Below are 26,479 nucleotides of genomic sequence, written 5' to 3' on the forward strand. Positions count from 1 at the left end.
TATCTGGCTGGCACTTGCAAAATCATATTATCTATTTTAATTGATTTAACGTAATTAACCGCCTCCAAATAAGTAATTAATTTGTATAATATCTTCTCTAGAGAAACTGAGCTTATAGAAAGCCTTTTCATCGCGATTTAAGAGTGATTGTATCACCATCGAATGACCTGAACAATATCCTTTCCCTTTTTTAAATTCATAATCTGTTTCTGATTTTCCATTCAAATTCGGATTAAATATTCAGGCAGTCTTTTCAATTTGATTTAAGATGTTAAAAAGTCCGACTGAATGCAGATCGGGAAGGATATCAAGAAAAATTTTATCCATTCAACAATATGTAATCCTTACAAATTTCTATAAAATCAGAACTTGAAATGAATCTGTAAAACAGCTTTATCAAACAGGAATTAACCTTAAGAAACGTTGTTATATCAAAGTTTAAGCCCACAGTATTATATTTCCGGTGCTAAATGATTATTCAAGATGTGATTATTCAATCTTCTTCTCTTCCAAATATTGTACTGTCTATTTTCAAGTGATACGATTAGCGCAAATATAGCCACCTGGTATGACAATAATTTTAAAGGAGAAGATACAATGAAAGTAAATTTAGATAGAATTATTAAAGATATCGAGACATTAGCAACTTTTACATCTACACCAAATCACGGGGTTACTCGCTCCTCCTATTCAAAAGAAGATAAGCTGGCAAAAGCGTATATAAAAAATGAGATGGAGAAAATCGGCTTAAACGTATGGGAGGATGGATTTTCAACACTTTTCGGACGCAGAGAAGGGAAAAATCCAGATACTCCAGTCATCATGATTGGTTCCCATTATGATTCTGTTGTTAACGGAGGAGCTTTTGACGGAACAGCAGGTACTATCGCTGCATTAGAGGTCTTACGTGTTTTTCATGAAAACAATATTGAAAACGAATTCCCGATCGAAATGATTGCCATGAATGCTGAAGAAGGAGAAACATTCGGACCGAGTACCGGTGTATCCAATTCAAGAGCACTTGTCGGCACGTTAACAGAAGAGGAATTAGATAAAGTAAAAAATAGGCATGGTCAAACGAAAAGAGAAGCCATGAAGGAATACGGCTTGATTCCAGATTTAAAAAACGCAATGAGAGACAAAGAATCCATTAGAAATTTTATTGAACTGCATATTGAACAAGGGCCTATTCTTGACAGTACGGATACACCCGTCGGACTTATTGAATATATTCCAGGAATAGGAAGATACAAAGTCAATTTTCATGGGGAGCTGGCTGATTCCACTGCACCGATGGCAAATCGGAGGGATGCTCTGCTTGCAGCGTCACAGTTTGTTTCAGCTGTAAATCAGATTATTGAAGGATTAGGAGAAGGTATTACAGGAATGGTTGGAGAATTGGATATTTCGCCAAATTCGCATCAATTTGTTCCGGATTTTGTACAGGCAAAAGTGGAGGTTAGAACCTTTGATGCAGAAATGCTTCAGGAGATTAACTTACGTGAGCAATTGACAGAAGTATTAAACGAGATTACTAAACGGACAAACGTAGAAACAGAATTAATTGAAATGGCCAGAATCGGCTATAGTAATCCTACACCGCCAAGTATTATGTTAAAAGAAAATGTAAATATTATGAAGGAAATATGCGAAAAACTGAATTACAAATATACGATTATTAATAATGGCACAGGACATGATGCCATGATAACGGCCGATTTTATTCCAACAAATATGATTTATGTCCCAAGCAAGGATGGTATTTCTCATCATCCAGATGAATGGACAGATTATGAGGATTTAGAAAAGGGCATTAATGTAATGCTCCATTTAGTAATGGAAATATGTAAATAGCCCTGTCAAAACAGGGTGAATGATGCTTATACAGGGAGAATACGTTTCCTGCATAAGCATCTCTTTTTTATATAGAAAGGGACTTAAATTATGATATATGCGCTTTCTTATAATTTGTAAACCCTTCGTACAGCAGACTGAGAATAAGGTTTAATGTACAAAAGGATGAATCGTTCAGTTGATTGACCTTATTAATATTCGAAACCTGATAATACAAATTATAGTCAGCAATATAGGCTAACTCATTTCTTGAAAATACGGTAACAGAAATCATTGGCACATTTTTTACTGCTATATTTTTAATCATGGAATCAATAGACTTCATGTTTCCGGAAAGGGATACAACCAGGATTAAATCATCCGAATTAATCGTATTCGAAAGTAATTCAAGCTCGGTTTTACTGGGAATTATATTGAGATAAATATTGTGATTCCACAGGCATCTGGAGAATTCTTTTAACATTAAATCCTGTCCGTAGCCTGTCCCATAAGCAAAAATGCGTTTTGCATTTAATAAACGATGATAAATCTCCTCTAAGCTCTTATCTTCCTCAAAAAGCTTGATCGTTTCTGTAACATCCTTCAGTAAATTAGAGCTGTTAAAATAGTGGCTGTTACTTTGCAGATTTGCCTTGCTCATTCGTTCAGCTTCTTCTTTTAAGAAGTAACGAAATTCGCTGTAGCCATGAAATCCAAGCTTTTTAGTTGTACGTATAACCGTCGAAGAGGAAACATTACAGTACTTCGCAACTTCTGTGACAGTTTTATCCTTACATACATCAATATTCTGACTGATAAAGCTGACGACGTGTAAATCATTATCATTTAATTCTTCATAATGCTTATTAATAAGTGCCTCCAGATTCATTTGCTGTCTCTCCTTAAAGTATGTTTTTATAAAAATCTCAGCACTATCTATTCCAAGGAATTGAATCCTGTTTCTTTTGAATAGTATAACACAATCTTTTTATGTAAAAAGCGGTGAATAAATGCCAAGTCTCATACATTTAAGGGTGAGGATTTCCTGGTAATTTGTAAAATAAACTCTTAACAATGACAAAAGCACTTAAAAAGGTTCTTTCACCTATCTAAGTGCTTTATCTTTCTACTTATTCTCAGCCATATAATCTAACACCGCGGTACCCAATACCTTAGCTGCAATAAGCAATCCTCTTTCATCAATATCAAATTTCGGATGATGATGCGGATACGTCGGCTTGCCGGTAACCTCAGCACCTGTAAAGAAAAATGTACCCTTCACATGTTGGAGATAATAAGAAAAGTCCTCTCCACCCATGATTTTCGGTGATTCTGTTACCTCTTTAACTCCAGGCACTTCTTTTGCCAGTTCAGCAACAAAGGCTGTTTCCTCTGCATGATTGACAAGAGCCGGATAGCCTCTCTGATAATTTAAAACACCTTCTGCACCAGATAATGCACAGGTAGAAGCAACAATTGTCTCCATCTCGTTTTCAATCAAATCTTGTACTTTTTTATCAAAAGTACGGACAGTTCCTTTTAAGAGTGCTGTATCAGCAATCACATTATTCGCATTTTTTGCTTCAAAGGATCCTACAGAAACAACCGCCAGATCTAATGGGTCTACCTTTCTGCTGACTATTTGCTGTAAATTCGTTACAAGCTGGCTCCCTATTAAAATACTATCCTTTGTCTGATGAGGTGATGCTCCATGACCGCCTTTTCCCTGAATATGAATATCAAAGAAATCTGCTGCAGCCTGGAGAGGACCTACCCGGTAACGAATTTCACCAAGAGGAACCTGAGCTTGCAGATGTGTACCAAAAATCACGTCGACTCCATCTAAGCAGCCATCCTCAATCATTGGTTTTGCACCGCCTGGAATCATTTCTTCTGCATGCTGATGAATAAACACAACAGTTCCTGCTAAATCTTCTTTCATTCCATTTAATACTTTCGCTAAACCAAGCAGTGTTGCTGTATGCCCATCATGTCCACAAGCATGCATTACCCCTGGATTTTCAGATTTAAAAGGGAGATCCGTTTCTTCCTGAATAGGTAAGGCATCAAAATCAGCACGCAGCGCTATAGTAGGTCCTGGATTTTCTCCCTCTAAATAGGCTACAACTCCGTTTCCTCCTACATTGGTTCGTACGCGATGCCCCAGCTTTTCATGAAATGCTGCGATATATTCCGGTGTCTCCTTCTCTTGAAACGACAATTCTGGATGCCGATGCAGATGCCTTCTAATAGCTACAATTTCTTCATAAGTATCATCTAAATTCCCATACAATAAGTCCTTTTCCTTCATGCTCCCTTACCTCCGCGTTTTAAATTTTATAACATAAATACTATTCTAACAAATTAATGAATTTAAGTCTCTTGGGTAGTAGGTGAGCATTTCTATGCCATTTTCCGTTATCAAAACAGTATCCGAATGTCTGAATCCGCCTAACCCCGGTACATAAACTCCCGGTTCAACTGTAACAACCATTCCCGGTTTCATTTCCCGATGATCTCCTAAATCAAAGAAAGGAGCTTCATGTCCAAGTATACCAATATTATGCCCTGTATGGTGTCTGGTCAGTTCCGCAATACCTTCCTGTTTAAAGAATTCCTGTACCTGCTCCTCTACAAAGGAGAAAGGTTTTCCTGGCTGAATAGCTTTAAAAGCAACCTCTTGTGCTCTATACATATAATCAAAATGCTTTTCCTGCTCTGGAGAAAATTCTTCCACAAACATAACTCTTTCCAGCTCACTGTTATAGCCAAAAACACTTGCTCCCGCTCCTGTTACTAAGGTATCCCCTTTTGATAGAATAATATTTTGTGTCACAGCATGCGGGAAAGCAGATTCAGGTCCAATCTGGCCTCTAAAAATGGCATGTGCTGTTCCGCCGTGCGGCTTATATTCCGGCCCTAAGGTTTCAATCATAGCCAAAGTGGCTTCGTTAGATGCTTTTGTTGTAATTTCGATTTCACTTACTCCGGCTTTCGTATACTTTTGCAATAAACGATGCGCTAAATTCCCCCAGCGGCAAGACTCTTTAATAAGCTCTATTTCATTTCGTGATTTTACAAATCGCAATTCTTCTATAACTCCTCGCAGAGATTGAAACGATTTTGCTGTAATAAGCTGATCAATACTCGGTCCTTCATATCCCATGGAAGACCCGTAGCCGATAGAATCATACCCAACTGTTTTCCCTTCAAATCCATTATCAATAAGGACTTCTTTAAAATATTCCATAGAATGCTTGATACCTGGGTATTCAGGATATGAATGAACATGGTCGACAACAGAATACTCTTCTGCATGCTCATGCTCCAATTGAGGTACAAACAAATGGAATTGATGGTTGGAATCAACGGCTAGCCCAATCGGTCTTTCCGTGGGATGAAAATGGAAACCTGTTAAATAAAAAATATCGGCAACTGCAAATATAACAGCCACATCACAGCTTCTCCCTTCCACCTTTTCAATGAATTTCTGCTGGCGTTCTTTAAATTCAGACTTAGGAATTTCTAATAACATCTTTTATTTCCTCCTTTGAATTTGTATATAGATGACAAGTCGCCTTATGTCCATCCGTAAAGAAAACTTCCTCAGGAGCTTTTTCACTGCAAATGTCCATAGCAAAAGGACACCTTGTATGGAATGGACAACCTTTGGGCGGATTGGCGGGACTTGGGACATCACCTTTTAAAATAATTCTTTTCCTCTCTTCTCGTGGATGAGCAACTGGAACTGCAGAAATTAACGCCTGGGTATAAGGGTGCTTAGGATTTTCAAATAGCTCCTCAGTCTCCGCTACCTCCACAATTTTCCCTAAATACATGACTGCTACTCTATCTGTCATGTGCTCAATAACACTTAAATCATGAGAAATAAATAGATACGTTAATCCGAATTCCTTCTGTAAATCAAGCATTAGATTGATGACCTGAGATTGTACAGAGACATCCAATGCAGAAACTGGCTCATCGGCAATAATAAAGTCCGGCTGTAAAATGACAGCTCTGGCTATGCCGATTCTCTGCCGCTGTCCTCCAGAAAATTCATGAGGATATCTATGCAAATGAGATTTAGATAGTCCCACAATTTCTAAAATCTCATGTATTTTCTTTTCACGCTCCTTTCCTTCAAACTTTTTGTGGATTCGCAGAGGCTCCATTAAGATTTCCCGCACAGTCTTCTTAGGATTCAAGGAAGCATACGGATCCTGAAAAATCATTTGAAAATCTTTTCTGAGCTTCCTCATATCGCTGTAGCTGATCTTTGTAATGTCTTTTCCCTGGAAATAAATTTCCCCGGCAGTTGCATCCGTTAAACCTAAAATTGTCTTCCCTGTCGTTGACTTTCCGCATCCCGATTCACCAACTAAAGCGTATGTTTCTCCACGCTTAATCGAAAAACTCACATCATCAACAGCTCGAATGATTGTTTTTTGTTTAAACATTCCCTTAGAAACCTCATAATATTTCTTCAGGTTTTGGACTTTTACTAGATAATCCTCTGCCATTTACCTCACCACACCTTCATCAGAGCTTTGTAACCAGCACTTACTAAGATGTCCATCTTCCTGAAATGCAGGCGGCGATTCTTGAAAACACTTTTCCATTGCTAACGGACAACGGTTAGCGAAAATACATCCCTGTTTTACCTGCTCCGGCTTGGGAACCTGCCCTTGAATAGCGTATAGCTTACTTTTCCGCTCATTATTTGAAGGCAGTGATTGAATCAGTCCTCTAGTGTAAGGATGCAAAGGACGATCAAATAATTCATTGACTTCTGCCGATTCTACGATTTCTCCTGCATACATGACAACCACCCAGTCACACATTTCCGCAACAACACCTAAGTCATGCGTAATTAACATTAAGCTCCTATCCTTCTTACTCGTTATCTTTTTCAACAGCGATAAGATTTGTGCCTGTATCGTTACATCCAGTGCCGTTGTCGGCTCATCAGCAATCATAAGCTTCGGTTCGCATAATAATGCCATAGATATCATTACACGCTGTCTCATTCCTCCAGACAGCTGATGCGGATATTCATGAATAATTTGTTCCGGACGAGGAATGCCGACCTGTTTCAGTACTTTTATAATCGCTGCTTTTTGTTCTTTATTTGATAATTGGCGATGCCTTTTTAGCGGTTCACTTAATTGCTGTCCAATTGTAAATACAGGATTCAATGATGTCATCGGTTCTTGAAAAATCATTGAAATTTCATTCCCGCGTATTTTACGCCATTCTTTTTCCTTCAACTTTGTTAATTCTTTTCCATCAAATAATATTTCTCCTGAAGGAATACTGCTTATTCTGTCCGGAAGTAACCCCATCACCGCCAGGGAGGTAACACTTTTTCCACTTCCAGACTCACCTACAATCCCAACTGTTTGGCCTGCCTTGATTTGAAAGCTCACTTCTCGAATCGGCTGCACAATGTGCTTCCCATTTTGAAACTGAATCTTTAAGTCCTTAATTTCTAAAATGGATTCTGCCACTGGTAAAACACCTCCCTGCTATTTCCCTTTGATCTTCGGATCTAACGTATCTCTCAGCCAATCCCCGAACAAATTAATGCCAAGTGCAGTGATAATAATAGCTAACCCGGGAAATGTAATTAACCACCAGGCACTAAATATAAAATCTTTCCCCTCGCTTAACATATTCCCCCAAGCAGGCGTCGGAGGCTGCACGCCGAATCCTAGAAAGCTGACAGAAGCTTCCGCAATAATAAACGAACTTATCTGCAAAGAAGCAAGAATAATCATTGGTGTAAATAGATTCGGAACAATATGCTTTATCAGGATTTCAAATCGGGAAACGCCGGTTGCTACAGCAGCCTGGATAAAATCCTTCTCACGCAAAGCAAGAACTTCACTTCTAATTACCCGTGCAAAAATGACCCAGCCTCCAATAGCAAGCGAGATAATGATATTCTTTAGACCCGCTCCCAGAACAGCATTAATAATAAGCACCAGTAAAATAAACGGAAAGCTCAGCTGTACATCGACCAGACGCATCAACACAATATCAATCCAGCCCCGGAAAAAGCCGGATATAATTCCGATAACTGTACCAATCAACCCTGCAATTAAAACCGTAGATAAACCAATAATCACAGATATTCGTGCTCCTAAAATAATTCTGGAAAGCAAATCCCGGCCTAAATGATCTGTCCCTAACAAATGTCCATCTGTTAAAGGAGGTAGAAGCTTTGCAGTCAATTCCGTTTTGACAGGATCATATGGCGCAATCCAATGTCCAAAAATACTTAGAAAGAGTAAGATGAAAATAATCGCAACTCCCAGCAGTCCCGTCCAGCTGTGTAACAGGCTGGTAAAGAATTCTGCTGCCTTTGTCTTTTGGGAAAATGCCAGCGAATCGTCTTCTGGAATCAGTGGTTCATTTGGTATACTAGAAGCCATAGAAACACTCACCTACTTTACTCGAATTTGCGGATTAACATACGCATAGATTACATCTGCCAGGAAATTAATCACTGTATAAATTAATGCAATAATAAATACACCAGCTAACACTACCGGAAAATCCCTTGTCATCAGTGCTTGTTCAATCAATCGGCCAACTCCCGGCCACGAAAAGACAATTTCTGTAATGACCGCTCCGCCAAGCAGCTCGCCAAGATCTAGAGCCACCAGTGTAATAATTGGAATCAATGAATTTTTTAAAGCATATTTCATTATCAGCGGAAACGTCGGCGTACCGGAAGCTTTTGCAGTACGAATAAAATCCTGCTGAAGAACATCGAGCATCGCTGACCTTGTAAACCTGGTGAATCTGGCCGTACTATAGAAAGCTAAGGTAAGCATGGGCAGAATCATATGTATTGGTGTTCCTGCTCCGCCAGACGGTAATATTTTCAACTGCGCGGCAAATAAAAATATCAGAAGCAGTCCCATCCAGAATGTTGGAATAGCCTGACCGATAACCGTTAATCCAACTGCAACCCGGTCAAAAATAGAATTGCGGTAATAAGCAGACAAAACTCCTAATGGAATAGCTATAACTAAAGCAAGAATCAGTGCTGCCGCTGCTAATTGAAAGGTCGCCGGCAAACGATCCAGTACACTTTGCAATGCATCCTGCTGCGTTCTTAATGATTCACCAAAATCTCCCTGAACGGCATTACCCATAAATTCCCCATACTGCACATAGAGCGGCCTGTCTAACCCCATTTGGTGCTGAAATGCCTCAATCTGTTCTCTGGAAGCATCCTGAGGCAGGAAAAGTGTTGTTGGATCTCCAGACAAACGCATTAAAAAGAAAACTGCCGTAAGGACTAAAAATACAACTAGTATTCCTTGAAAAAAACGCTTCACAATGAAATCTAGCATGGTTGTCCCCCTTTACTGGTTTCTATGCAATATCTTTGTATTAAAAAGGCGGAAAGAAACCTGTATTTCCTTCCACCCTCGCATCATTCCTACTCCCAGGACATATCGTATATCACAATTCTTTCATCCACTCTTGGCTCAAAGTCCAAATCTGATCTGACTGCATATAAATCAGCCTGCTGCCATAATGGAACCCAAACCGCCTGCTCAACTAACTTACGCTGAAGCTCTGCATAGGCATCGAAGCGATCGTCCGGATCGAAAGTGCCGTTAGCATCATAGATTTCCTGATCAATCTCTTCATCATGAAAACTGCTATAAGGAGCATCCTCCGTAAATAAGTTTCCGATTGTCCCCTGCTGTTCAAAAGCAGGTCCCCATCCAAGAATAAACATATCTCCCATTTCTCTGTTTTGAATTCTCTCTAAATGATTTCCCCATTCATTTACAGAAACATCTACTTGAATACCAATCTCTCCAAGCTGTGCAGCAATCGCTTGTGCTACCTGATTATCCATAGGATAACGTCCGCTTGGTGTTTCTAAAGTCAAACTAATCTCTTCAGGTGTGTACCCTGCTTCTTCAATCAGTTCAACAGCTTTATCCGGGTCATAACCATAATCCTCTGTTTCTACATAGCCGGAGTTAACAGGTGACAATGGGCCGGTAATCTTTGTGCCGTACCCGTTTAAAACATTTTCCAGCAAAGAATCTACATCGACAGCATAGTTAATCGCCTGACGTACCTTTTGATCCTGAAGAGGTCCATCATGAAATGTATTCAAAGCAACATAATTGATTCTTGATGAAGAAGCCTCTCCTATTTTAGAGTTATCATCATTTTCAATTTCTGCTACGGAGTCTACCGGGATATTTTTAAATAAATCAACTTCTCCACTTAAGAAGGCTGATAATCGGGAGCTGAACTCCGGAATATAACGAAATTCAACATTCTTAATCTCCGGCTCTCCTTTCCAATAATCATCATAAGCTTCTAATTTCAGATGATTATCGCGTGACCATTCCACGAATTGATAAGGACCTGTCCCCACTGGCTCATTGGCAGCTGTATCGTTCCCAACGTCCTCAACATACCCCGGCTCCATAATCAGCAAATCCTCTGTGATTCTCTCCATTAAATCCGGGAAGGGTCTGGATGTTGTTATTTCTATTTCATAAGGAGATATAACAGTTACTTCCTCAATGTCCACCCAGCGTGAACGATAAAAAGATTGATTGGATTCATCTAAAATATAATCAATACTGAACTTCACAGCATCTGCATTAAATTCAGCGCCATTATGAAAGGTTACCCCTTCCTTCAGCTGAAAGCGCCATGTTAATTCATCGATATTCTCCCATGATTCCGCTAAATTAGGGACATAATCCTTTGTTTCTATATCACGCTCAATAAGAGGTTCATAGATATTCCTTATCTGTGCATCTGTGACGTAATTTACATCCGTGTTAGCCATCAGAGTTGCTGCATCGGATTCAAATCCAATGACAATTGAGTCCTTTGAGTCTCCTCCATCTCCGCTTCCCTCTCCTCCACTATCCTCTCCACCAGCAGTTTCTTCTGTACAAGCTGCTAAAACAAAAAACATCATTGAAAGTAATGCTAAGAAAAACATTTTTTTCATTTCAATCTCTCCTATTCTTTGTTTCTAGTAAAGCTTCTATCTTATTCATAGACTCAATCAACACCCCGACATCCTGTTCAGAAATATCTTTAATCATTTCTTCTACTTTTTCATTTGCTCTGTCCTGAAGCTTCTTTAATTCCTCCCTTCCCTTTGACGTCAAATAAATATATTGCACTCTTCGATCCTTGCTGGAAGTAACTCTTTCTATGAGCTCTCTCTTCTCAAATTTTCGAAGAATCTTACTAATATATCCCTTATCCAGCACGAAATAATTGGAAAGATATTTGGCTGTGCAATCTTTCTTGTTGCTGGTTTCATACAGAATCATTGCCTCTGTGGCAGAAAAAGAACTGCCATCCGCATATAGTGATAAAATCCCCATTATTTTTATATAAAACCTATTAAATCGTTTTATTTCTTGAATCTGTTCTTCCATACCTTTTCTGACACCGCCTATTGATAACTTAAGATTCTCTTAATAATAAATTTTCTAATAATTATTTTAATAATATGGATATTAGTTGCATTTGTCAACTATTATTTTATGAAATAATCCAGATAAAAAATCCACTTCATAGTAAAACAGAAGTGGATTCCTTATTAAGTCTATTTATTTCTTTTTATTTAAATAATCCTTATAAACTAAAACAGCAACAACTAGAAAGCTAAAGCTTACAATCCGAAAAATCATCTCTATACTAATCCACTCAGCCAGCATACCTAATATGAATGCACTGACTCCAACGCCGACATCGAAGCTGGAAAAGAAAGTTGCATTAGCGGCACCACTTTTTTCTTCACTTACATTTTGAACAGTCCATGTTTGAAGACATGGCATTACTGTTCCATATCCTGCTCCAAATAAAATCGCCGAGATAATAAGATAAACGTCGTTAATTGCAAAAGAGAGCACAACTAAAGATAAAAATCCTAAAATGGCTGAGACAATGATGATAGACCAAGGACCTTTTCTATCATACCATTTCCCTGTATACGGACGTAAAAGAGTTGAGACTGTCGCATTGACAAGGAAAAACAGAAAAATATTATCCAGGTTCTGCTGTCCTCCAAAAACAACTAAAAATGTAATAATTGCTCCAAAACCAAGTGTTGAAATAACTGTTAGTAATGCCGGAAACCATGCGTTTTTTTCAAAAATCATATCAAAGAAACGAAATGGTTCTTTCTCTCTTTTTAACGGCACAGATGATTTAACAAATAAAAGCGCAGTGAGCGCTAATAGGCTGAGTATAACTGATGACCAAATTACAATGTCAAAAGAATAAAAATCATATATAAAAATACCCAGACTCTGCGCTATAATCGCCCCTACCGTTGTTGAAACAGAGAAATACCCTAACCCTTCTCCTAAGCGTGACTTTGGAATTGAGTCGACTGCCATTGTACTATTGGTTGTGGTTGATACACCCCATGCAGCACCATGAAACAATCGTAACAATAACAGCATCCATATAATGTTAAGAAAGGGATAAATAAACGTAATTAACATTAGCATTGCACTTGCAACGATGGCTAATGCTTTTCGTTTGTTATCAATTAAAAAGTACCCCGCGAAGGGTCTGATTAACACCGCTCCTACTGTGAATAATGTGGTTACTAAACCAACTTGAATGGGAGACGCATCAAGGCTGATCATATAAGCCGGTAAAATAGGAAGTAACATTTCAAATCCAATAAAAATTAAAAAGTTACTAGTAAATATAAAAAGAAATGATTTGTTAAATATTTTTTGATTTTCCATATAAAATTCCTCGCTTCTAAATTTTTTAAAATTTAATTCAGAAGCGCCTGGAACACTGAAACATTTCTATATTCCCTAAGGTTTTTTAACACTGACCTCACCCTTTCTAACGACATCTTTCTATCTAACTTTTCATGTCTTTCTTCGAATAAGCTTCCTTGTATACATACTTAACTCAATTTTTTTCGCCCTTAAAATTAAAAAAGATGCCGACGACAACCGGCATCTAGTAATTGTTTAGTTTTAATCAGAACGCACTAACAATTATATTGTCTTCTATAAACGTAATAAAGAGACAAAAAGTTCCCGGAAACTGTTTTCCATATGAAGTTTACTAAAAAAGGACAGACTAATCCCGTCGCATGTAAATCTCCTAATTGTAAGAATAACTTTACTTCTTCTGCTATACTTCTGAAAACATTTCCCATTACTTTTTGCCTCCTTTCTCAAAGATTAATATTGTTCATTTTAGTGCATCACGCTAAAAAAAGCAAATGCCACAGAGTTCATTATTGGCATTGTTGTCCTATTATCAAAAATAGAACTGATATCCTAACTGGATAACCATATTTAAAAATAAAGGAACCGTAAAAACTTCTCCTATCTCCACTCGTAATTTTTTATGAAGCAATGCTTATCAGCTCTATAAGCACCACTTCATTCCTTACAAGCTCATTCCCTAAAGCTTAAACCGTCTCACCAATCCATTCAACTCTTCAGCAAGCTTCGATAATTGTTCAGAGCTCCCTGCTACCTCATCCATTGCACCGCTTGTCTGCTGGGTCGAAGCAGAAGTTTGCTCCACCCCTGCAGCTGCTTCTTCTGAAATGGAAGCTATTTCTGCAATCGATTCATTCATTTCCTTGGTATTTGCTGCAATATCAGCTAGATTACCAGATACCATATTAATATTTTCTGCCATTTTTGATATAGATTCATTAATTTCGTGAAAGGTTTTTCCTGTAGCAACGATTTGATCTGTTCCCTGCTCTACTTCGGTATATCCATCCTTTAATGATTGAACAACTGTACTTGTTTCATTCTGGATATTCGCTACAATATCGGTAATATCAGTAACCGAGACGGCTACCTGCTCGGCAAGCTTTCTTACTTCATCAGCTACAACGGTAAACCCTTTTCCATGTTCGCCTGCTCTTGCCGCTTCAATCGCTGCGTTTAATGCAAGCAGGTTAGTCTGATCTGCGATATCCTTAATAACCGCAACAAGATGGGATATTTTTTGGGAATGCGTATCTAATGCTTCTACTTTGACTACTGCTCCCTGCACAATCTGGTCAATCCTGCCCATTTGTTCTGTGGAGGAGGTCATAAGCTCGCTACCGTTCGTTGTCATTTCAAGCACTTTATCGGAATATTGCTGAACACGTTCGCCATTATCATTTACTTCCTGTACTTTTGTAGTAAAGTTGCCGGTAATATCCGCTAGATCGCTGGCACTGTTTGCCTGTTTTTCAGAGCCTGCGGCCAGCTCCTGCATTGTGACAGCTACCTGCTCGGAGCCGGATTTGACCTCGTTCGCTGCCTGGGTTAATTCCTCACTTTGGTTTGTAACGGTCTCAGATACCTCGTTAATCTGTCTGAGCAAGTTCCGCGTATTGCTTGCCATTTCATTGGTGGCTTCCACTAACTGTCCGACTTCATCTTTTGTCCTAGTCTGTAAAGCTTCCTGGCTCAGGTCACCGCTTGCGATCAGCTTCATCCGCTCCATGACTGCTTTAATTGGTTTTGAAATAACATTTCCGGTAACAAGTGCTGCTGTGACACTAAGTATAAGAATTAAAATCGAAACAGCAACGACAATAATCACAGTTTGTTCCCCGTGAGCAATGATCTTTTCCCCGCCCTGATTAATGGCTGCTTCTGAATTTGCTGCCATCTCCTCATATTCTGCAGTAATATTATCAACCATAAATGACAGACCGTTCAGATTCGAAATTGCCTGCGCTTCATCGCCGCGGTCATATACGTCAAAGACATCACCGACAACAGCAGTCTGCCATACGTTAGTTGTACGGATTAAATTCTCCAATTCCTGCGAAGCGCCAATGCTATTTGCTAATTTCTCAAATTCTTCTCCCTGTGATGTAAGCGCTTCAAATTCTTCTTTGAAATCATCATTGCCGCTCAATACATACCCGCGGGCAGCTGATATCCGTTTAGTCATGATGGTATCCAATCCTGTATTTGCGATTAACATTTGTAGATTGTCATCAATCATTTTGGTTGTTTCATCATTCATCTTTTTAATGGTAATGGAATTATAAGCGCCTAAAAAAAGAACTAATAAAATAACGACGGAAAATGCAAAGATGATCTTGCTTTTAATGCTTTTCAGATTAAAAATAGGTTTCCTTTTCTTCCTCTTTCTAATTTTGAACATGCTTCTTCCTCCCAATTTGATTTACAGTAGATTTCCACTGTTCTATTTTAAAAAACTTTTCTTCCTCAATCCGGTTTTCCCCGCATGAATTCTATATCTATTACAGAACACGGGTATTTTGTCTTGCTATGTAGGTTAATAGGTCCATCTTATATATCGGTATATTTAACCATTTATGAAGAGGTTTTTGATAAAAAACGACAGAATTTATGAAATAGATGTATTATTTCCCAGTAATCAAAGGGTTATTTCCAGGTAATAACACTGTTTTACGGGTACTAAAAAAAGAATCCATCCGATATGAAATAATCAAAATGAATTCCCTTTTCATTGAAACTTTTATTTTTTATAATACAGCACCAGATTGCTGAACAATATTTAAAAACTATAGTCCTCATTGACTGCCCGTTTCCCACCTGCACCTCATAACCAGCTGCCCCTTATCCAATTCCGCAGAAAGACTCCCATTCATTTTCTCCATTAAGCTTTTAGCAATCGATAATCCAAGCCCTGTTCCTTTCCCTTTTCTCGCTTGATCCGCTTTATAAAAGCGGTCAAACAAGTGGAAAAGATCCTCTTCCTTTAATTGTGGAGCGGGATTACGAACCGTCAGTTCAACAAAGTCTGGAGTGTTTTTTAATGCAACCGTTACATCGCCAGTCGAATGCTTTAGAGCGTTTGTAATTAAGTTTTCCATTACCCGCTTCACTGCAGAGGAATCAGCCTTCACCCTTATGTCATCCTCTGAGATATGGACATCCGGTTCTATATGCTTTTGATTGAATGCTTCATAAAAACTTACCAGAACCTCCATAATCAAATCATTTAATGAAATAGACTCTATTTTTAAAGAATAATCCGCTGATTCAATAACGGATAGTTCAAAAAAGTCTTCTAGCAACACTTTTAGTCTTAATGCGCCATTTTTTACAATTAAGACATACTCTTGTCTTTGATCATGGGTCAAAGCGTCATCTTCCAAAAATTGAATATATCCTAAAATAGAAGTCATCGGTGTACGGATATCGTGTGAAATATTTGAAACGGCCTGCTTCAGCTCATTCTCTGTCCGTCTTTTTTGGGCGGTGGCATGCCTAGTTTCATCGATTTGGAGATTGATTTCATTTGCTAACTTTTCCAAATCCTTATCGAAAAAAGCAAGACTTATTTTCTTATCAGTTTTATTTTGGTGTCTCTTCTGTAATTGTTTATTAACACGTCGTATTTCTTTTTTCAGGAAAATAAAGCGGCAGAGAATAAATAATGCGATAAAAACTGAAAATATTGCCACATACATCATTTACCTCACCCACCCATTCTTTTATTTTATTTCCTTTTTCTGAAATAAGATGCTCCCCAAAATTCCGAAAGCGACAAAAGTTACAACCGGAACTACGACCAATTTAATCATTTCAGGAACATTAACTGAATCTACATTTACAATATCCAAAAATAATTTAAACACAGAGTAGTTAAACACAGCTTCCAATACAGGATTTAATTGGCTCAATATAAACAAAATACTATCAAAAAGAATAAAAAAGATAAGCATGAAGCCAATTGATTTTCCACTATCCGTAAAGATTGTGGCAAACACGGCCATGATTGACGCAAACGCTACTGCATAAAGGATCGTTAATCCAATTGTTCCAGCAAAGTATCCAATTCCCGGCATTCCATTGAAATGAAGAAAAACAGAGGCAGCTCCCGTAAATACAATTGGAAATATTAATGAAATAAAAATTGCCCCAATGGAGTAGACAATCAATTTTGCAAAATAAATACGGACTCTGCTATTTCCCGAAGCAGCAATACTCTTCATGGTTCCAATGGCATATTCACTTGAAATAAAGAAGCCCGCTAATATACAGGGAACAAGCCTTAGCACGTAATTGTTTCCCCCGAGGATGCTATTTCGATAAAAATCAATTACCATAACCGTATCTGCTCCTTCGTCAAATACAATTAACAAAGGGTACAAAAGGCTAACAGTCGTCAAAATGATGATTAATGTCCAGAGTGATCGATCCTTCCTAAGTTTAAACCATTCAGCCTTTATAAGATTATCCATGATGAATACCCCCAATACGATTCATAAAATAAGACTCCAGATTCTGTCCCATTGGCATGAATTCCTCAATGATCAGTCCCTCATTTACAAGTATGGAAGAAACCTTTCCGGGGGTCTCAACATAGTCGAATAGTTTCATACAGCCATCCGGCATCACTTCAAAGTCATTTGTGGAAAGCTGCTTTTCCATAATCGTGGCAGCCTTTTCCGGATTATTTACTTTGATATGCAAAAATTGCTGGCATTTTTTATTGAGCTCTTCTATCGTTAATTGCTCCAATAAATTCCCTTTATGAATTATCCCATAATGGGTCGCAAGTAAATGTAACTCACTCAAAATATGACTGGAGATCAGAATGGTCATGCCATATTCCTGATTTAATTTTTTCAACAGCTCCCGGATTTCAACGACGCCCATCGGATCCAGGCCGTTGATCGGTTCGTCAAGAATTAAAAATTCAGGATCTCCGAGTAATGCAATCGCTATTCCCAATCGCTGCTTCATACCTAGTGAAAAGTTTTTTGCCTTCTTTTTGCCTGTATCCTGAAGACCTACGATGGCCAGCGTTCTTTTCACACATTCTTTCCCTGGGATTCCTTTTAAAAGCCGGTGTGCTTCTAAGTTTTCAGCAGCTGTCATATGTGGATACAATGCAGGTCCTTCTATGATGGTGCCAATCCGCTTCCGGGCCTGATTCAGCTCCTGCCCGTGGCTGTACCCAAATAATTCCATCGATCCGGCAGTTGGGCGGGCAAGCCCTGTCACAAGTCGAATAAATGTGGATTTTCCAGCGCCATTTTGTCCGATAAAACCGTAAATGGAACCCTTTTTTACGGACAGATTCACTTTATTAAGAGCAATTTGATTTTTGAATTGTTTGGTTAAGCTGTTTGTTTTCAGTACATAATCACTCATCAATTTCCCTCCTTCACATGATGCTTTTAGTATAGAAAGGAAACCTTAACAAACTCTTAAGGAGATTCTTAAGAAAACCTTAAGTTCTCAGCCGGTACCCCATTCCCCAGACAGTCTCAATATACTGCTCATCCGGGTTAATGGCTGCCAGCTTGTTTCGTATATTGCTTATATGCACATTAATGATATTATCATCGCCGTAATACGCTTCTTTCCAGACACTTTCAAACAAATTTTTCTTCGTAAAAACCTTCTTCGGTGATGACAGGAAAAGAACTAATATCTCATATTCCCGCGCTGTAAAATTCAGCTGCTCCCCTTTAAGAAATACAACTTTCGCCTCCTGATCAATCTCGATGTCTTTATGGACAAGTCTCTTCATGTCTGTCAGTTTATTGATTCGCTGATATCTTCTCAAATGCGAGTCAATCCGGGCAGAAACCTCCTCAATATCAAAGGGCTTTGTAATATAATCGTCTGCCCCGGTTCTTAACATACCTATTTTTGTTTCCTGATCGATTTTTGCTGAAATGATAATAACCGGAGTATTACTTTGTTCGGCAATCTTTGTCAGGATTTCATCTCCGGACATTCCTGGAAGCATCAGGTCGAGCAGTATCATATCCCATTCCTGCTTTTCCAGATACAGCATTGCTTCTGTACCGGAAAAGGCAGGCTGAGGAGAGTAGTCGCTTTTTCTAATGATGTCACATAGTAATTGATTGATATCATTATCATCTTCTACTACTAAGATGTGTATTTGTTCGCTCATGGTTGGTTTCACCTTCCATTTTTGAGAAATTCGTTTTAATACGTTACTATAATTAGATTATAACCCTGGTTAGGGAGAAATATCATTGGTTTTTTACTTCTTTAGAATTCACCGCTATTTTAAAAACATCATACGACCATTATCTTATTGACAATCCACAAACAAATCGTTAGAATTTATTTAACAATTAAAAGATTCGAGTGATCATTATGTTAAAGCATACATCCCGACAATTAAATCGTTTCTTTTTTAGCTATTTTTAGATAGCGTCTATAGGCCCTCACGGATATAGATGCCCTATATCTAAGATGGCTGATTGACATGTAAACATGTTTAACCAGTCCCAGGAGAAATCGAAGCGGCTGGTTTTTTATATTTTCTAGACCATTTTCGTTTCTCTCCTTTTTCAGGGCTGAAGCATAAATGGTCTTTTTTATTATCATCAGAGGAGTGAATATATTGTTAATTGGTTATCAAGGTGTGGAAGGCAGTTACAGTACAGTCGCATGCCAAAGTTTTAGCGGAGAAAATAATTATCAGACACAGGGGTTTCTTACCTTTCAATCATTAGTGGATGCACTGCTTCATGGCGAAGTCGACTATATTGCCCTGCCGGTAGAAAACTCCACAAGCGGTCCTATTACAAGAACAATCGATTTACTGAAGTATTTAGATATAACAGCTACAGATGAAATCTATGTCAAAGTTGATCATGCACTGATTACAAAGCATCCTATGGAGCTGTCGGAAATCACAAAGGTGTATTCACATCCGGAAGCACTTGTGCAGTGTGATACATATTTTAGCCAGTACCCGCATATCGAGGTTCTCGAATATATGGATACTGCTGGTGCAGTGGAGAGGCTTAAGCATGCAGAGGATAATACCATCGCCGCCATCGCAGGCAGTCATGCTGCAGCATTGTATGGCATGACCGTGACTCAGGAAAATATCAGCGACAATCCATTCAATACCACACGTTTTTTATTTTTTAAAAAGAAAGAGGCTCCAGTGAATCAGGTACTGGATAAAACATCTATTTATGTTGAAGCCAATCACAGCGTTGGCTCATTAAGTGATATGTTAAACATTTTTAAAAGGCATGATATTAATTTGCTGTACCTCATGCCCCGCCCCGTTCAATCTGAACCGTTCGCATATGGGTTCTTTATCGATATCGATAGCGGTGCTGGTTACGAGGCACTCCATATGGCATTAAAAGAGTTGGAAGATATCTGCACATATATAAATATTTTAGGCAACTACCGTAAAGGTAAAATCCCAGTATACAAAGGAGCCTTACAATATGAGACAACTTTTAACAGCTAAAAAACACTTATTCACCCGAATTGCGATTGGATTTGGACTCGGAATCCTGCTTGGTATCCTTTTACCCGAATTCTCTATTCAAACAAAATTCATCGGCGATATTTACTTAAATTTAATTCAGATGATGATTATTCCAATTATTTTTGTAGCAGTATCCACCGGAATTATTAATATTGGCAGCTCCAGTGATCTCGGCCGAATTGGCTTTAAGAGTATTGTTGTCTTTGTTATCATGTTTATCAGCACAGCAGCAATTAGTCTAGCAATTTCCTACCTGATTCGTCCTGGTCAGAAAATTACTATGGATGCGGTTGGATATGATGGGGAAATCACCGAACCAAGCTTTGCGGATTTCTTTATGAATATTGTACCTAGTAATCTATTCCAAGCGATTTCGGAAGGGGATATTCTGGCAACCATTTTATTCACGCTTATTTTCTCTGTAGCCATTGTTGTGATTGGGAAAGAGGCGGACCCGGTCAAAACCTTTATCAACAGCTTGTCCAAGGTCATCTTTAAAATTCTTGATTTCATCATGGAACTGACACCAATCGGAATTATTTCCCTGATGGCCTTCGCTGTTGCTGAATATGGCGCTGGCATTTTCTCTGCACTCGGGTTGTATATTTTCACAGCATATTTCGCATGTATTATTGTATTTATCCTTGTTATGTTAATCCCGGCCTGGTTATATAGTAAACTGCGTCCGGTTGATTTTATTAAAGGTATTTATAAAGTGTGGCTCGTATCTCTATCGACGACAAGCTCTGCCGTAACAATGCCGACAACCATGCGGGTAACCAGAAATGATTTTAAAGTTTCCGAATCCATTACGAACTTTGTTGTACCGTTGGGAACGACCATTAATATGGCCGGCGGAGCAGTATCGTTTAGTCTGCTTGCTGTTTTTGTATCCGACTTTTACGATATTCCGCTCGGTGTCGGCCAAATTATATATCTCGTCATTATTGCAACGATTTTAAATATGGCAGCACCCGGTATTCCAGGTGGCGGAATTGTACTCGGGGCATCATTCCTGACTCTACTTAACCTGCCGATTGAACTGATGGGCCCTATCGCAGCTATCTATCGTTTATTGGATATGGCTTATACGACCATGAACATTACCGGCGATGCCACCGCAGCAGTTCTGATTGATAAATCGGAGGAAAAACGGGCATTACGATTAAAAGCTAGGAAAGCTTAAAATATGTAGAAGGCTGGTACTTAATAAGCCTAAAATAAAGAAAGAGGAATTTCACATTAAAACTTGATGCGAAATTCCTCTTTTTATTGGGGTTGTCCTAGTCTCTTTACTAATTGTATCAAGCTTTATTATATTTAACTACATATCATATTTTTGAGACTTCTCTCCAAGCAAAAAGGATCTGGAAGCTTACTTTCAGCTCCTGTCCGTATCGAGGCTTTGAATTCCTTCATTTTCACATCTAACCCTTATGAATTTTTCAGTGGTAACTAATTATTAATTCGTTTGTTAACTTCAATCGTAATGAACTCCGGCAAATAATTAGGAGTACATCCTTTTGATACCATTTCATCTTTGTAAAGACCCGTTTTCTCACCAAGTTTCATACAACGTGCACGATTATTTTCATCATAAACGCCTATCCAGCCTGCGGTGAAATTCATAGCCCATTGAACTTCCGGTTCTTCCTGCGTAATATTAGCTTCTAATGTAGATAGTAAGTCTGCAGTGTTATCAGGCGGTGTTTTTCCAGTCCATCTCAATCGGCCTTGATAATACCAGAAAGCTCGCCTTTGAAGAGCAGAAGGGCTATTTTCCCATGACTCCATCAATGCAATTGTCTTCTTGGCTTTGGTGAGCTGATTAGCCATTAACCAATCCATTAAGTTATTTCGCTCATCCAATGTGTGAGCCTGCATATCCTTATCAAGCTTATCTAGTACATCTTGTGAGAGAAGATTCTTGTCCATAATTAAGGTTGCCAATAGTCTGGGCAAAAACTCTCCGGTTGACCAAAGTTCCATAGCTAGTTCGTGATCTTTTTTAATGTCCTTTGCGATTTTTCTTAAGTCGCCCAGCTTCGTTTTACTATTGATCTGAGATAGAATGTTTTCTGCTTTTGATGAGCGTTTTATTTCTGTGCTATTTTTATTCATTTGAGACAACTCCTTATTAAAAGCACTGTTTCATAATATGTCATTGACGGGATATATCTATAACTAAATTTTGTTATAAGTCTTATTGCACACAATTGTACCATAACAATGTAAAAGGAGTGATTCATTTCGCCGTTATTTATGATTGTATCTAAATGAGGATTCTTTCGCCGGCTTTCAATCCGTGATTTTTATCTCATATTTTCTTCCATAATGTCAACAAATCTTTCCGCAGCTCTATTTAAAGGAACATTTTTTAAATAACATATACCAATACTTCTTTTAGGTATAGGCTCCATTAAGGTTACTTCATGAAGCAGGCCACTTCTCAAAAACTGTTCAGAAAATTCTTTTGTAACGCAAGCAACACCAAGATTAATCTTTGCAAATTCTAACAGCAGTTCATGTGAGCCTAACTCAAATTCCGGCTGGATTGTAATTCCTTTTGTAAGAAAAAATTCTTCCACATATCTCCGGGAATTGGAATTGTCCAATAAAATAAGCGGAAACTTAACCAATTCTTCCAGTTCGATCGGCTTAGATAATTCTTTTCGATATTTTTCGCCATATACAAACGTATCCTGAATTTCCAATAAAGGCTTTACTTCTAATGACTTGTCATCAACAGGGAGGTTACAGATAGCAATGTTCACTTCTCCTGCTTTTAAGGCAGCTATAATTTCCCACGTTGTCCCATTGACTATTTTGAATTTGAGATTTGGATAGCGATTATGAAATGTTTCTAAGTAGGGAAGCAGAAAAAATCGCGAAATGGTATCACTGACCCCTATTTTAAACTCACCAATGACTAAGTTTTTAAATTCTAAAAGCTTTTCTTCCCCAGCCTGTATAAATTGAAGTGCTGAACTGACGTATTCAAACAATAAATTCCCTTCATCCGTTAGCGTTACCCCTTTAGACAGCCGATTAAACAGCCTTGTATCTAATTCCTTCTCTAATTGTGCCATTGATTGACTTATGGCCGGCTGTGACATATACAGCTCTTTAGCCGCCTTGGAAAAGCTTTTGTTTTTACTGACCGTATAAAAAAGATAATATAAATCCAATTTACCTATCATATAACCCATCCTTATACCCCATATTAGATATATTAACTTTACTTATATCATTAAAAGCCGTATATTACAAGAGGAGACTATTTAGAATGTTAGTGTATTAGTACAATACTTTTTAAAAAAAGTGAACCTTTTATCAAATATAGCCAGATTGCAAAGAAGGAGCGAATTATTGTGGAAAGAGTTGTAGGAACTATTGCCAGAGGACTGCGTTGTCCCATCATCAATACGGGGGATCGTATCGAAGAAATCGTTGTGGATAGTGTATTAAAAGCAGCAGAGGTTGAGGGCTTTACCATTCAGGATAAAGATGTTGTAACTGTTACGGAGTCAGTTGTGGCCCGTGCACAAGGCAACTATGCTACCATTGACCATATTGCCAAAGATGTTGAAACCAAATTTGGTGATGATACAGTCGGTGTGATTTTCCCGATCCTTAGCCGTAACCGTTTTTCTGTTTGCCTCAGCGGTATTGCAAAAGGAGCGAAGAAAATCGTGTTAATGCTAAGCTATCCTTCTGATGAAGTAGGTAATCATTTAGTGGATTTAGATACACTTGATGAAAAAGGGATAAACCCTTGGACAGATGTTCTAACAGAGAAGCAATTCCGGGAGCATTTTGGCTACAATAAACATACCTTCACAGGCGTAGATTATATCGATTATTACAAGTCCCTGATTGAAGAATATGGAATAGAATGTGAAGTCATCTTTTCAAATGATTCAAAGACAATTTTGGAATACACAAAGAGTGTACTTTGCTGTGATATTCATTCACGGGAAAGAACAAAGCGAATTTTAAAGGCGAACGGCGGCGAAAAAATTTATAGCCTTGATAATATCCTTTCTGAATCCATTGACGGAAGCGGCTTTAATGAGGCTTATGGCTTACTGGGCTCGAATAAAGCGACAGAAGTTAGTATAAAGCTATTCCCGCACAATTGCCAGCCTGTCGTTGATAGCATTCAAGAAATCTTGAAAGAAAAGACAGGTAAAACAGTTGAGGTTATGATTTATGGTGATGGAGCCTTTAAAGATCCTGTAGGGAAGATATGGGAACTGGCAGATCCAGTTGTTTCCCCTGCTTACACAGTTGGATTAGAAGGAACGCCAAATGAAATTAAATTAAAGTACCTGGCTGATAATCAATTTGCTGATTTAAAAGGGGACGAACTAAAAGAAGCTATCTCTAAGTACATTGATGAGAAAGAGGATGACTTAGTCGGAGCGATGGAAGCGCAAGGAACTACTCCACGGAGACTTACGGACCTTATCGGTTCACTGTCTGATTTAACTTCTGGCAGTGGTGATAAAGGGACGCCGATTGTTTTTATTCAGGGGTATTTTGATAATTATACGAAATAAGTGTTACTGGGAAAAACATATAGGACAAGGGAGCGGGGCTCCTTTGTCCTGTTTTTGTGGGGTGGCGGGTGCAAATGACGGATTCTAGAGTTATTTTCAACTTCGCAATAAACGGGTGGTTCTTTTCCCTCCATTAATTTGGAATAAACACTAATTAATTTTTACATCAAAAGTGCTTTACAAATGTTATTTTCGTTTATGCAACGCTAATAAAATACATAACAGAAAATGAGATGAGAATGATTTAACTTGCTGCGATAGCGATATGGTATTATAAAATTAATAATCTAATTTATACAGTCATTTTCTTGAAGGGTGTGTTCAAAAAGCCCCTAAATGTTTACTCTTTTATCTAGTATGTGCTCTTGATCCATTTACGCAGTAAGGAGGTTCATACGAATGGATCAAACCCAGTTTTTCAGCAAATAATACGAGCAAGGATAAACTTATAATCACTTTTTGAACACGATCTTGAAGTAAAATAGATAGGTTGAGAGGATGAAACCACATGTTAATCCAATGTACTAAGGCTTTACTTGATAAGATAGGTATAAAAGAAAATGAATTAGTTTCATCGGAAGACCATGAGCATTTTCCAAATAGCTTTATGGCGTGGCATGCAAATTTTGTCAGTATTAACAGAAGTAAAGCTATTATTTTAATGAATAATGAAACGAGGTACCCAGTCGTCATTTACAGACCGGTTAAAAAGGATTTTTCTAATTTAAAAGATTTAATTATTGAAGCAATTGCTGAGGCTTTACGTATCGAAGGTATCCATCAAGATCTCATTGAGGCTTATATTGCTACAGCAGGTGAAATTTATTTTTCTAAAACTGCTAATAGAGCCATGGTAGCAAAGATGAATAATGTTGTAAGAGAAGTTGGATATATGAGTGAGTTTTTAAATAAGGATACTAAAATTCAAAAATATATAAGTCCCTTAGCAGGCAGGAACATTCAAAAATTCGGGGGTACAGATGAATATGAATATCCTATAGAAAAAATGCTGAATTGTTTTGGTTTACTTTATGATGATAAAGGGATTCATGCATTAGATATCGAACTCTATCAGCTTAAAATACAAATTGATTTAGATGATTATGACGTATGGAGGAGGGTTTCCGTGCCATCCACATTTTCATTTAGACATCTTCATAATATAATTCAAACGGTCTTTGATTGGCAAAACTACCATTTGCATAAATTTACGGTGGAAACAGAAGAAAATAAGCCTGTTAAAATAATAATGGACGATCATCCAGAAACACTGGAATTTTTAGATTATGAGGAATTTGATATTCGACAGGAACGGTTCATTTCATTAGAGGAGATTTTTTCAAAACACACCAAAGTTATGTATGAATATGACTTTGGTGATTCGTGGAACCATATTGTAACATTTGAAAAGACAAAAAGGTCTACTGAACTTAAAGCAACCATCTTAGACGGAAATGGGGAAAGACCACCTGAAGATGTGGGTGGCTTATTTGGCTATAAAGAATATATGGAAGTCATGGCAAATGAAAATGATCCAAGATATGACGAAATGAAGGTTTGGGCAGAAAGCCAAAGAGAAAGAAAGTTGAATTCCGAGCAAATTAACAAGCGCCTGACCCGAGTGTTCGGCAACTATTATCATTCACAAAGTTTCATTTAATTGTTTTGAAAGTCCCGGGGTTTGGACCTAGTCAATCTTGGTCCTCCTTATCCCCTTATTTGAATATTTTGATAAGAAGCGGGAAATGAAAGGAAACCTGAAATTGGCGGTGAATTTAGAAAGATGATTGTTCTTGCAT

Annotated in this window: 22 protein-coding genes; 5 read left to right on the forward strand and 17 right to left on the reverse strand. The window is 38.1% G+C overall.

Annotated features, from left to right (window positions below; genetic code table 11):
- Positions 1–597 precede the first annotated feature (597 nt).
- The gene (locus BN1068_RS09885; protein ID WP_077602692.1) at positions 598–1,854 is read left to right on the forward strand and encodes a Zn-dependent hydrolase; all 1,257 of its coding nucleotides are present in this window, start codon (positions 598–600) and stop codon (positions 1,852–1,854) included.
- A gap of 88 nt (positions 1,855–1,942) precedes the next feature.
- Here the strand turns inward: BN1068_RS09885 and BN1068_RS09890 are convergent, their stop codons facing one another.
- The 15 genes from BN1068_RS09890 to BN1068_RS09960 form a co-directional block, all read right to left on the reverse strand.
- The gene (locus tag BN1068_RS09890) at positions 1,943–2,722 is read right to left on the reverse strand and encodes a MurR/RpiR family transcriptional regulator (protein WP_077602693.1); all 780 of its coding nucleotides are present in this window, start codon (positions 2,720–2,722) and stop codon (positions 1,943–1,945) included.
- Between the two features lie 237 nt (positions 2,723–2,959).
- A complete protein-coding gene (locus tag BN1068_RS09895) occupies positions 2,960–4,144 on the reverse strand; it encodes a M20 family metallopeptidase (RefSeq protein WP_077602694.1) in 1,185 nt (394 codons plus the stop codon).
- Between the two features lie 45 nt (positions 4,145–4,189).
- Positions 4,190–5,368: a M24 family metallopeptidase gene (locus BN1068_RS09900; protein WP_077602695.1), complete on the reverse strand. Its 1,179-nt coding sequence runs from the start codon at positions 5,366–5,368 to the stop codon at positions 4,190–4,192.
- Positions 5,349–6,356, reverse strand: coding sequence for an ABC transporter ATP-binding protein (locus tag BN1068_RS09905; RefSeq protein ID WP_077602696.1), 1,008 nt, complete (start codon positions 6,354–6,356; stop codon positions 5,349–5,351). Before BN1068_RS09905 ends, BN1068_RS09900 begins: the two co-directional genes overlap by 20 nt.
- A complete protein-coding gene (locus BN1068_RS09910; RefSeq protein ID WP_077602697.1) occupies positions 6,357–7,343 on the reverse strand; it encodes an ABC transporter ATP-binding protein in 987 nt (328 codons plus the stop codon).
- Between the two features lie 18 nt (positions 7,344–7,361).
- Positions 7,362–8,270 carry an ABC transporter permease gene (locus BN1068_RS09915; protein ID WP_077602698.1) on the reverse strand — a complete coding sequence of 303 codons (909 nt, stop codon included), beginning with the start codon at positions 8,268–8,270 and terminating at the stop codon, positions 7,362–7,364.
- 12 nt (positions 8,271–8,282) lie between these two features.
- Complete coding sequence (locus BN1068_RS09920; protein WP_077602699.1) at positions 8,283–9,200, reverse strand: ABC transporter permease; 918 nt, start codon at positions 9,198–9,200, stop codon at positions 8,283–8,285.
- A gap of 89 nt (positions 9,201–9,289) precedes the next feature.
- Positions 9,290–10,843: an ABC transporter substrate-binding protein gene (locus BN1068_RS09925; RefSeq protein WP_077602700.1), complete on the reverse strand. Its 1,554-nt coding sequence runs from the start codon at positions 10,841–10,843 to the stop codon at positions 9,290–9,292.
- A 1-nt stretch (position 10,844) separates the two neighbouring features.
- A complete protein-coding gene (locus BN1068_RS09930; protein WP_077602701.1) occupies positions 10,845–11,282 on the reverse strand; it encodes a MarR family winged helix-turn-helix transcriptional regulator in 438 nt (145 codons plus the stop codon).
- 174 nt (positions 11,283–11,456) lie between these two features.
- Positions 11,457–12,608 carry an MFS transporter gene (locus BN1068_RS09935; protein WP_077602702.1) on the reverse strand — a complete coding sequence of 384 codons (1,152 nt, stop codon included), beginning with the start codon at positions 12,606–12,608 and terminating at the stop codon, positions 11,457–11,459.
- Positions 12,609–13,287: 679 nt separating this feature from the next.
- Entirely contained in the window at positions 13,288–15,009 is a 1,722-nt protein-coding gene (locus tag BN1068_RS09940; protein WP_077602703.1) for a methyl-accepting chemotaxis protein, read from the reverse strand.
- Between the two features lie 394 nt (positions 15,010–15,403).
- Positions 15,404–16,309: a sensor histidine kinase gene (locus BN1068_RS09945; RefSeq protein ID WP_077602704.1), complete on the reverse strand. Its 906-nt coding sequence runs from the start codon at positions 16,307–16,309 to the stop codon at positions 15,404–15,406.
- A 21-nt stretch (positions 16,310–16,330) separates the two neighbouring features.
- Positions 16,331–17,080: an ABC transporter permease gene (locus BN1068_RS09950; RefSeq protein WP_077602705.1), complete on the reverse strand. Its 750-nt coding sequence runs from the start codon at positions 17,078–17,080 to the stop codon at positions 16,331–16,333.
- Positions 17,073–17,996 carry an ABC transporter ATP-binding protein gene (locus BN1068_RS09955; protein ID WP_077602706.1) on the reverse strand — a complete coding sequence of 308 codons (924 nt, stop codon included), beginning with the start codon at positions 17,994–17,996 and terminating at the stop codon, positions 17,073–17,075. Before BN1068_RS09955 ends, BN1068_RS09950 begins: the two co-directional genes overlap by 8 nt.
- A gap of 79 nt (positions 17,997–18,075) precedes the next feature.
- Positions 18,076–18,768 (reverse strand): response regulator transcription factor, encoded by a 693-nt coding sequence (locus BN1068_RS09960; protein WP_077602707.1) that lies wholly within the window; start codon positions 18,766–18,768, stop codon positions 18,076–18,078.
- 459 nt (positions 18,769–19,227) lie between these two features.
- Here BN1068_RS09960 and BN1068_RS09965 point away from each other — a divergent pair, with 459 nt between their 5' ends.
- Positions 19,228–20,097 carry a prephenate dehydratase gene (locus tag BN1068_RS09965; RefSeq protein ID WP_077602708.1) on the forward strand — a complete coding sequence of 290 codons (870 nt, stop codon included), beginning with the start codon at positions 19,228–19,230 and terminating at the stop codon, positions 20,095–20,097.
- Positions 20,075–21,304 (forward strand): dicarboxylate/amino acid:cation symporter, encoded by a 1,230-nt coding sequence (locus BN1068_RS09970; protein WP_077602709.1) that lies wholly within the window; start codon positions 20,075–20,077, stop codon positions 21,302–21,304. Before BN1068_RS09965 ends, BN1068_RS09970 begins: the two co-directional genes overlap by 23 nt.
- A 269-nt stretch (positions 21,305–21,573) precedes the next feature.
- On the opposite strand, the gene BN1068_RS09975 is transcribed toward BN1068_RS09970, so the two are convergent.
- Positions 21,574–22,239: a DNA alkylation repair protein gene (locus BN1068_RS09975; RefSeq protein ID WP_077602710.1), complete on the reverse strand. Its 666-nt coding sequence runs from the start codon at positions 22,237–22,239 to the stop codon at positions 21,574–21,576.
- Between the two features lie 191 nt (positions 22,240–22,430).
- A complete protein-coding gene (locus tag BN1068_RS09980; RefSeq protein WP_077602711.1) occupies positions 22,431–23,318 on the reverse strand; it encodes a LysR family transcriptional regulator in 888 nt (295 codons plus the stop codon).
- Between the two features lie 171 nt (positions 23,319–23,489).
- Here BN1068_RS09980 and BN1068_RS09985 point away from each other — a divergent pair, with 171 nt between their 5' ends.
- On the forward strand, positions 23,490–24,680 hold the full coding sequence (locus BN1068_RS09985) for a coenzyme F420-0:L-glutamate ligase (protein ID WP_077602712.1): 1,191 nt from the start codon (positions 23,490–23,492) through the stop codon (positions 24,678–24,680).
- A gap of 508 nt (positions 24,681–25,188) precedes the next feature.
- Positions 25,189–26,340 (forward strand): plasmid pRiA4b ORF-3 family protein, encoded by a 1,152-nt coding sequence (locus tag BN1068_RS09990; RefSeq protein ID WP_077602713.1) that lies wholly within the window; start codon positions 25,189–25,191, stop codon positions 26,338–26,340.
- Positions 26,341–26,479 lie beyond the last annotated feature (139 nt).

The organism is Oceanobacillus sojae, assembly GCF_900162665.1.
In the GTDB taxonomy this organism is placed as follows: Bacteria; Bacillota; Bacilli; order Bacillales; family Amphibacillaceae; genus Oceanobacillus; species Oceanobacillus sojae_A.

Excerpts from the sequence above, each read along its gene's own strand:
- BN1068_RS09885 (WP_077602692.1), top strand. The coding sequence starts at position 598 with ATGAAAGTAAATTTAGATAGAATTATTAAAGATATCGAGACATTAGCA.
- BN1068_RS09890 (WP_077602693.1), bottom strand. The coding sequence starts at position 2,722 with ATGAATCTGGAGGCACTTATTAATAAGCATTATGAAGAATTAAATGAT.
- BN1068_RS09895 (WP_077602694.1), bottom strand. The coding sequence starts at position 4,144 with ATGAAGGAAAAGGACTTATTGTATGGGAATTTAGATGATACTTATGAA.
- BN1068_RS09900 (WP_077602695.1), bottom strand. The coding sequence starts at position 5,368 with ATGTTATTAGAAATTCCTAAGTCTGAATTTAAAGAACGCCAGCAGAAA.
- BN1068_RS09905 (WP_077602696.1), bottom strand. The coding sequence starts at position 6,356 with ATGGCAGAGGATTATCTAGTAAAAGTCCAAAACCTGAAGAAATATTAT.
- BN1068_RS09915 (WP_077602698.1), bottom strand. The coding sequence starts at position 8,270 with ATGGCTTCTAGTATACCAAATGAACCACTGATTCCAGAAGACGATTCG.
- BN1068_RS09920 (WP_077602699.1), bottom strand. The coding sequence starts at position 9,200 with ATGCTAGATTTCATTGTGAAGCGTTTTTTTCAAGGAATACTAGTTGTA.
- BN1068_RS09925 (WP_077602700.1), bottom strand. The coding sequence starts at position 10,843 with ATGAAAAAAATGTTTTTCTTAGCATTACTTTCAATGATGTTTTTTGTT.
- BN1068_RS09930 (WP_077602701.1), bottom strand. The coding sequence starts at position 11,282 with ATGGAAGAACAGATTCAAGAAATAAAACGATTTAATAGGTTTTATATA.
- BN1068_RS09935 (WP_077602702.1), bottom strand. The coding sequence starts at position 12,608 with ATGGAAAATCAAAAAATATTTAACAAATCATTTCTTTTTATATTTACT.
- BN1068_RS09940 (WP_077602703.1), bottom strand. The coding sequence starts at position 15,009 with ATGTTCAAAATTAGAAAGAGGAAGAAAAGGAAACCTATTTTTAATCTG.
- BN1068_RS09945 (WP_077602704.1), bottom strand. The coding sequence starts at position 16,309 with ATGATGTATGTGGCAATATTTTCAGTTTTTATCGCATTATTTATTCTC.
- BN1068_RS09950 (WP_077602705.1), bottom strand. The coding sequence starts at position 17,080 with ATGGATAATCTTATAAAGGCTGAATGGTTTAAACTTAGGAAGGATCGA.
- BN1068_RS09955 (WP_077602706.1), bottom strand. The coding sequence starts at position 17,996 with ATGAGTGATTATGTACTGAAAACAAACAGCTTAACCAAACAATTCAAA.
- BN1068_RS09960 (WP_077602707.1), bottom strand. The coding sequence starts at position 18,768 with ATGAGCGAACAAATACACATCTTAGTAGTAGAAGATGATAATGATATC.
- BN1068_RS09970 (WP_077602709.1), top strand. The coding sequence starts at position 20,075 with ATGAGACAACTTTTAACAGCTAAAAAACACTTATTCACCCGAATTGCG.
- BN1068_RS09975 (WP_077602710.1), bottom strand. The coding sequence starts at position 22,239 with ATGAATAAAAATAGCACAGAAATAAAACGCTCATCAAAAGCAGAAAAC.
- BN1068_RS09980 (WP_077602711.1), bottom strand. The coding sequence starts at position 23,318 with ATGATAGGTAAATTGGATTTATATTATCTTTTTTATACGGTCAGTAAA.
- BN1068_RS09990 (WP_077602713.1), top strand. The coding sequence starts at position 25,189 with ATGTTAATCCAATGTACTAAGGCTTTACTTGATAAGATAGGTATAAAA.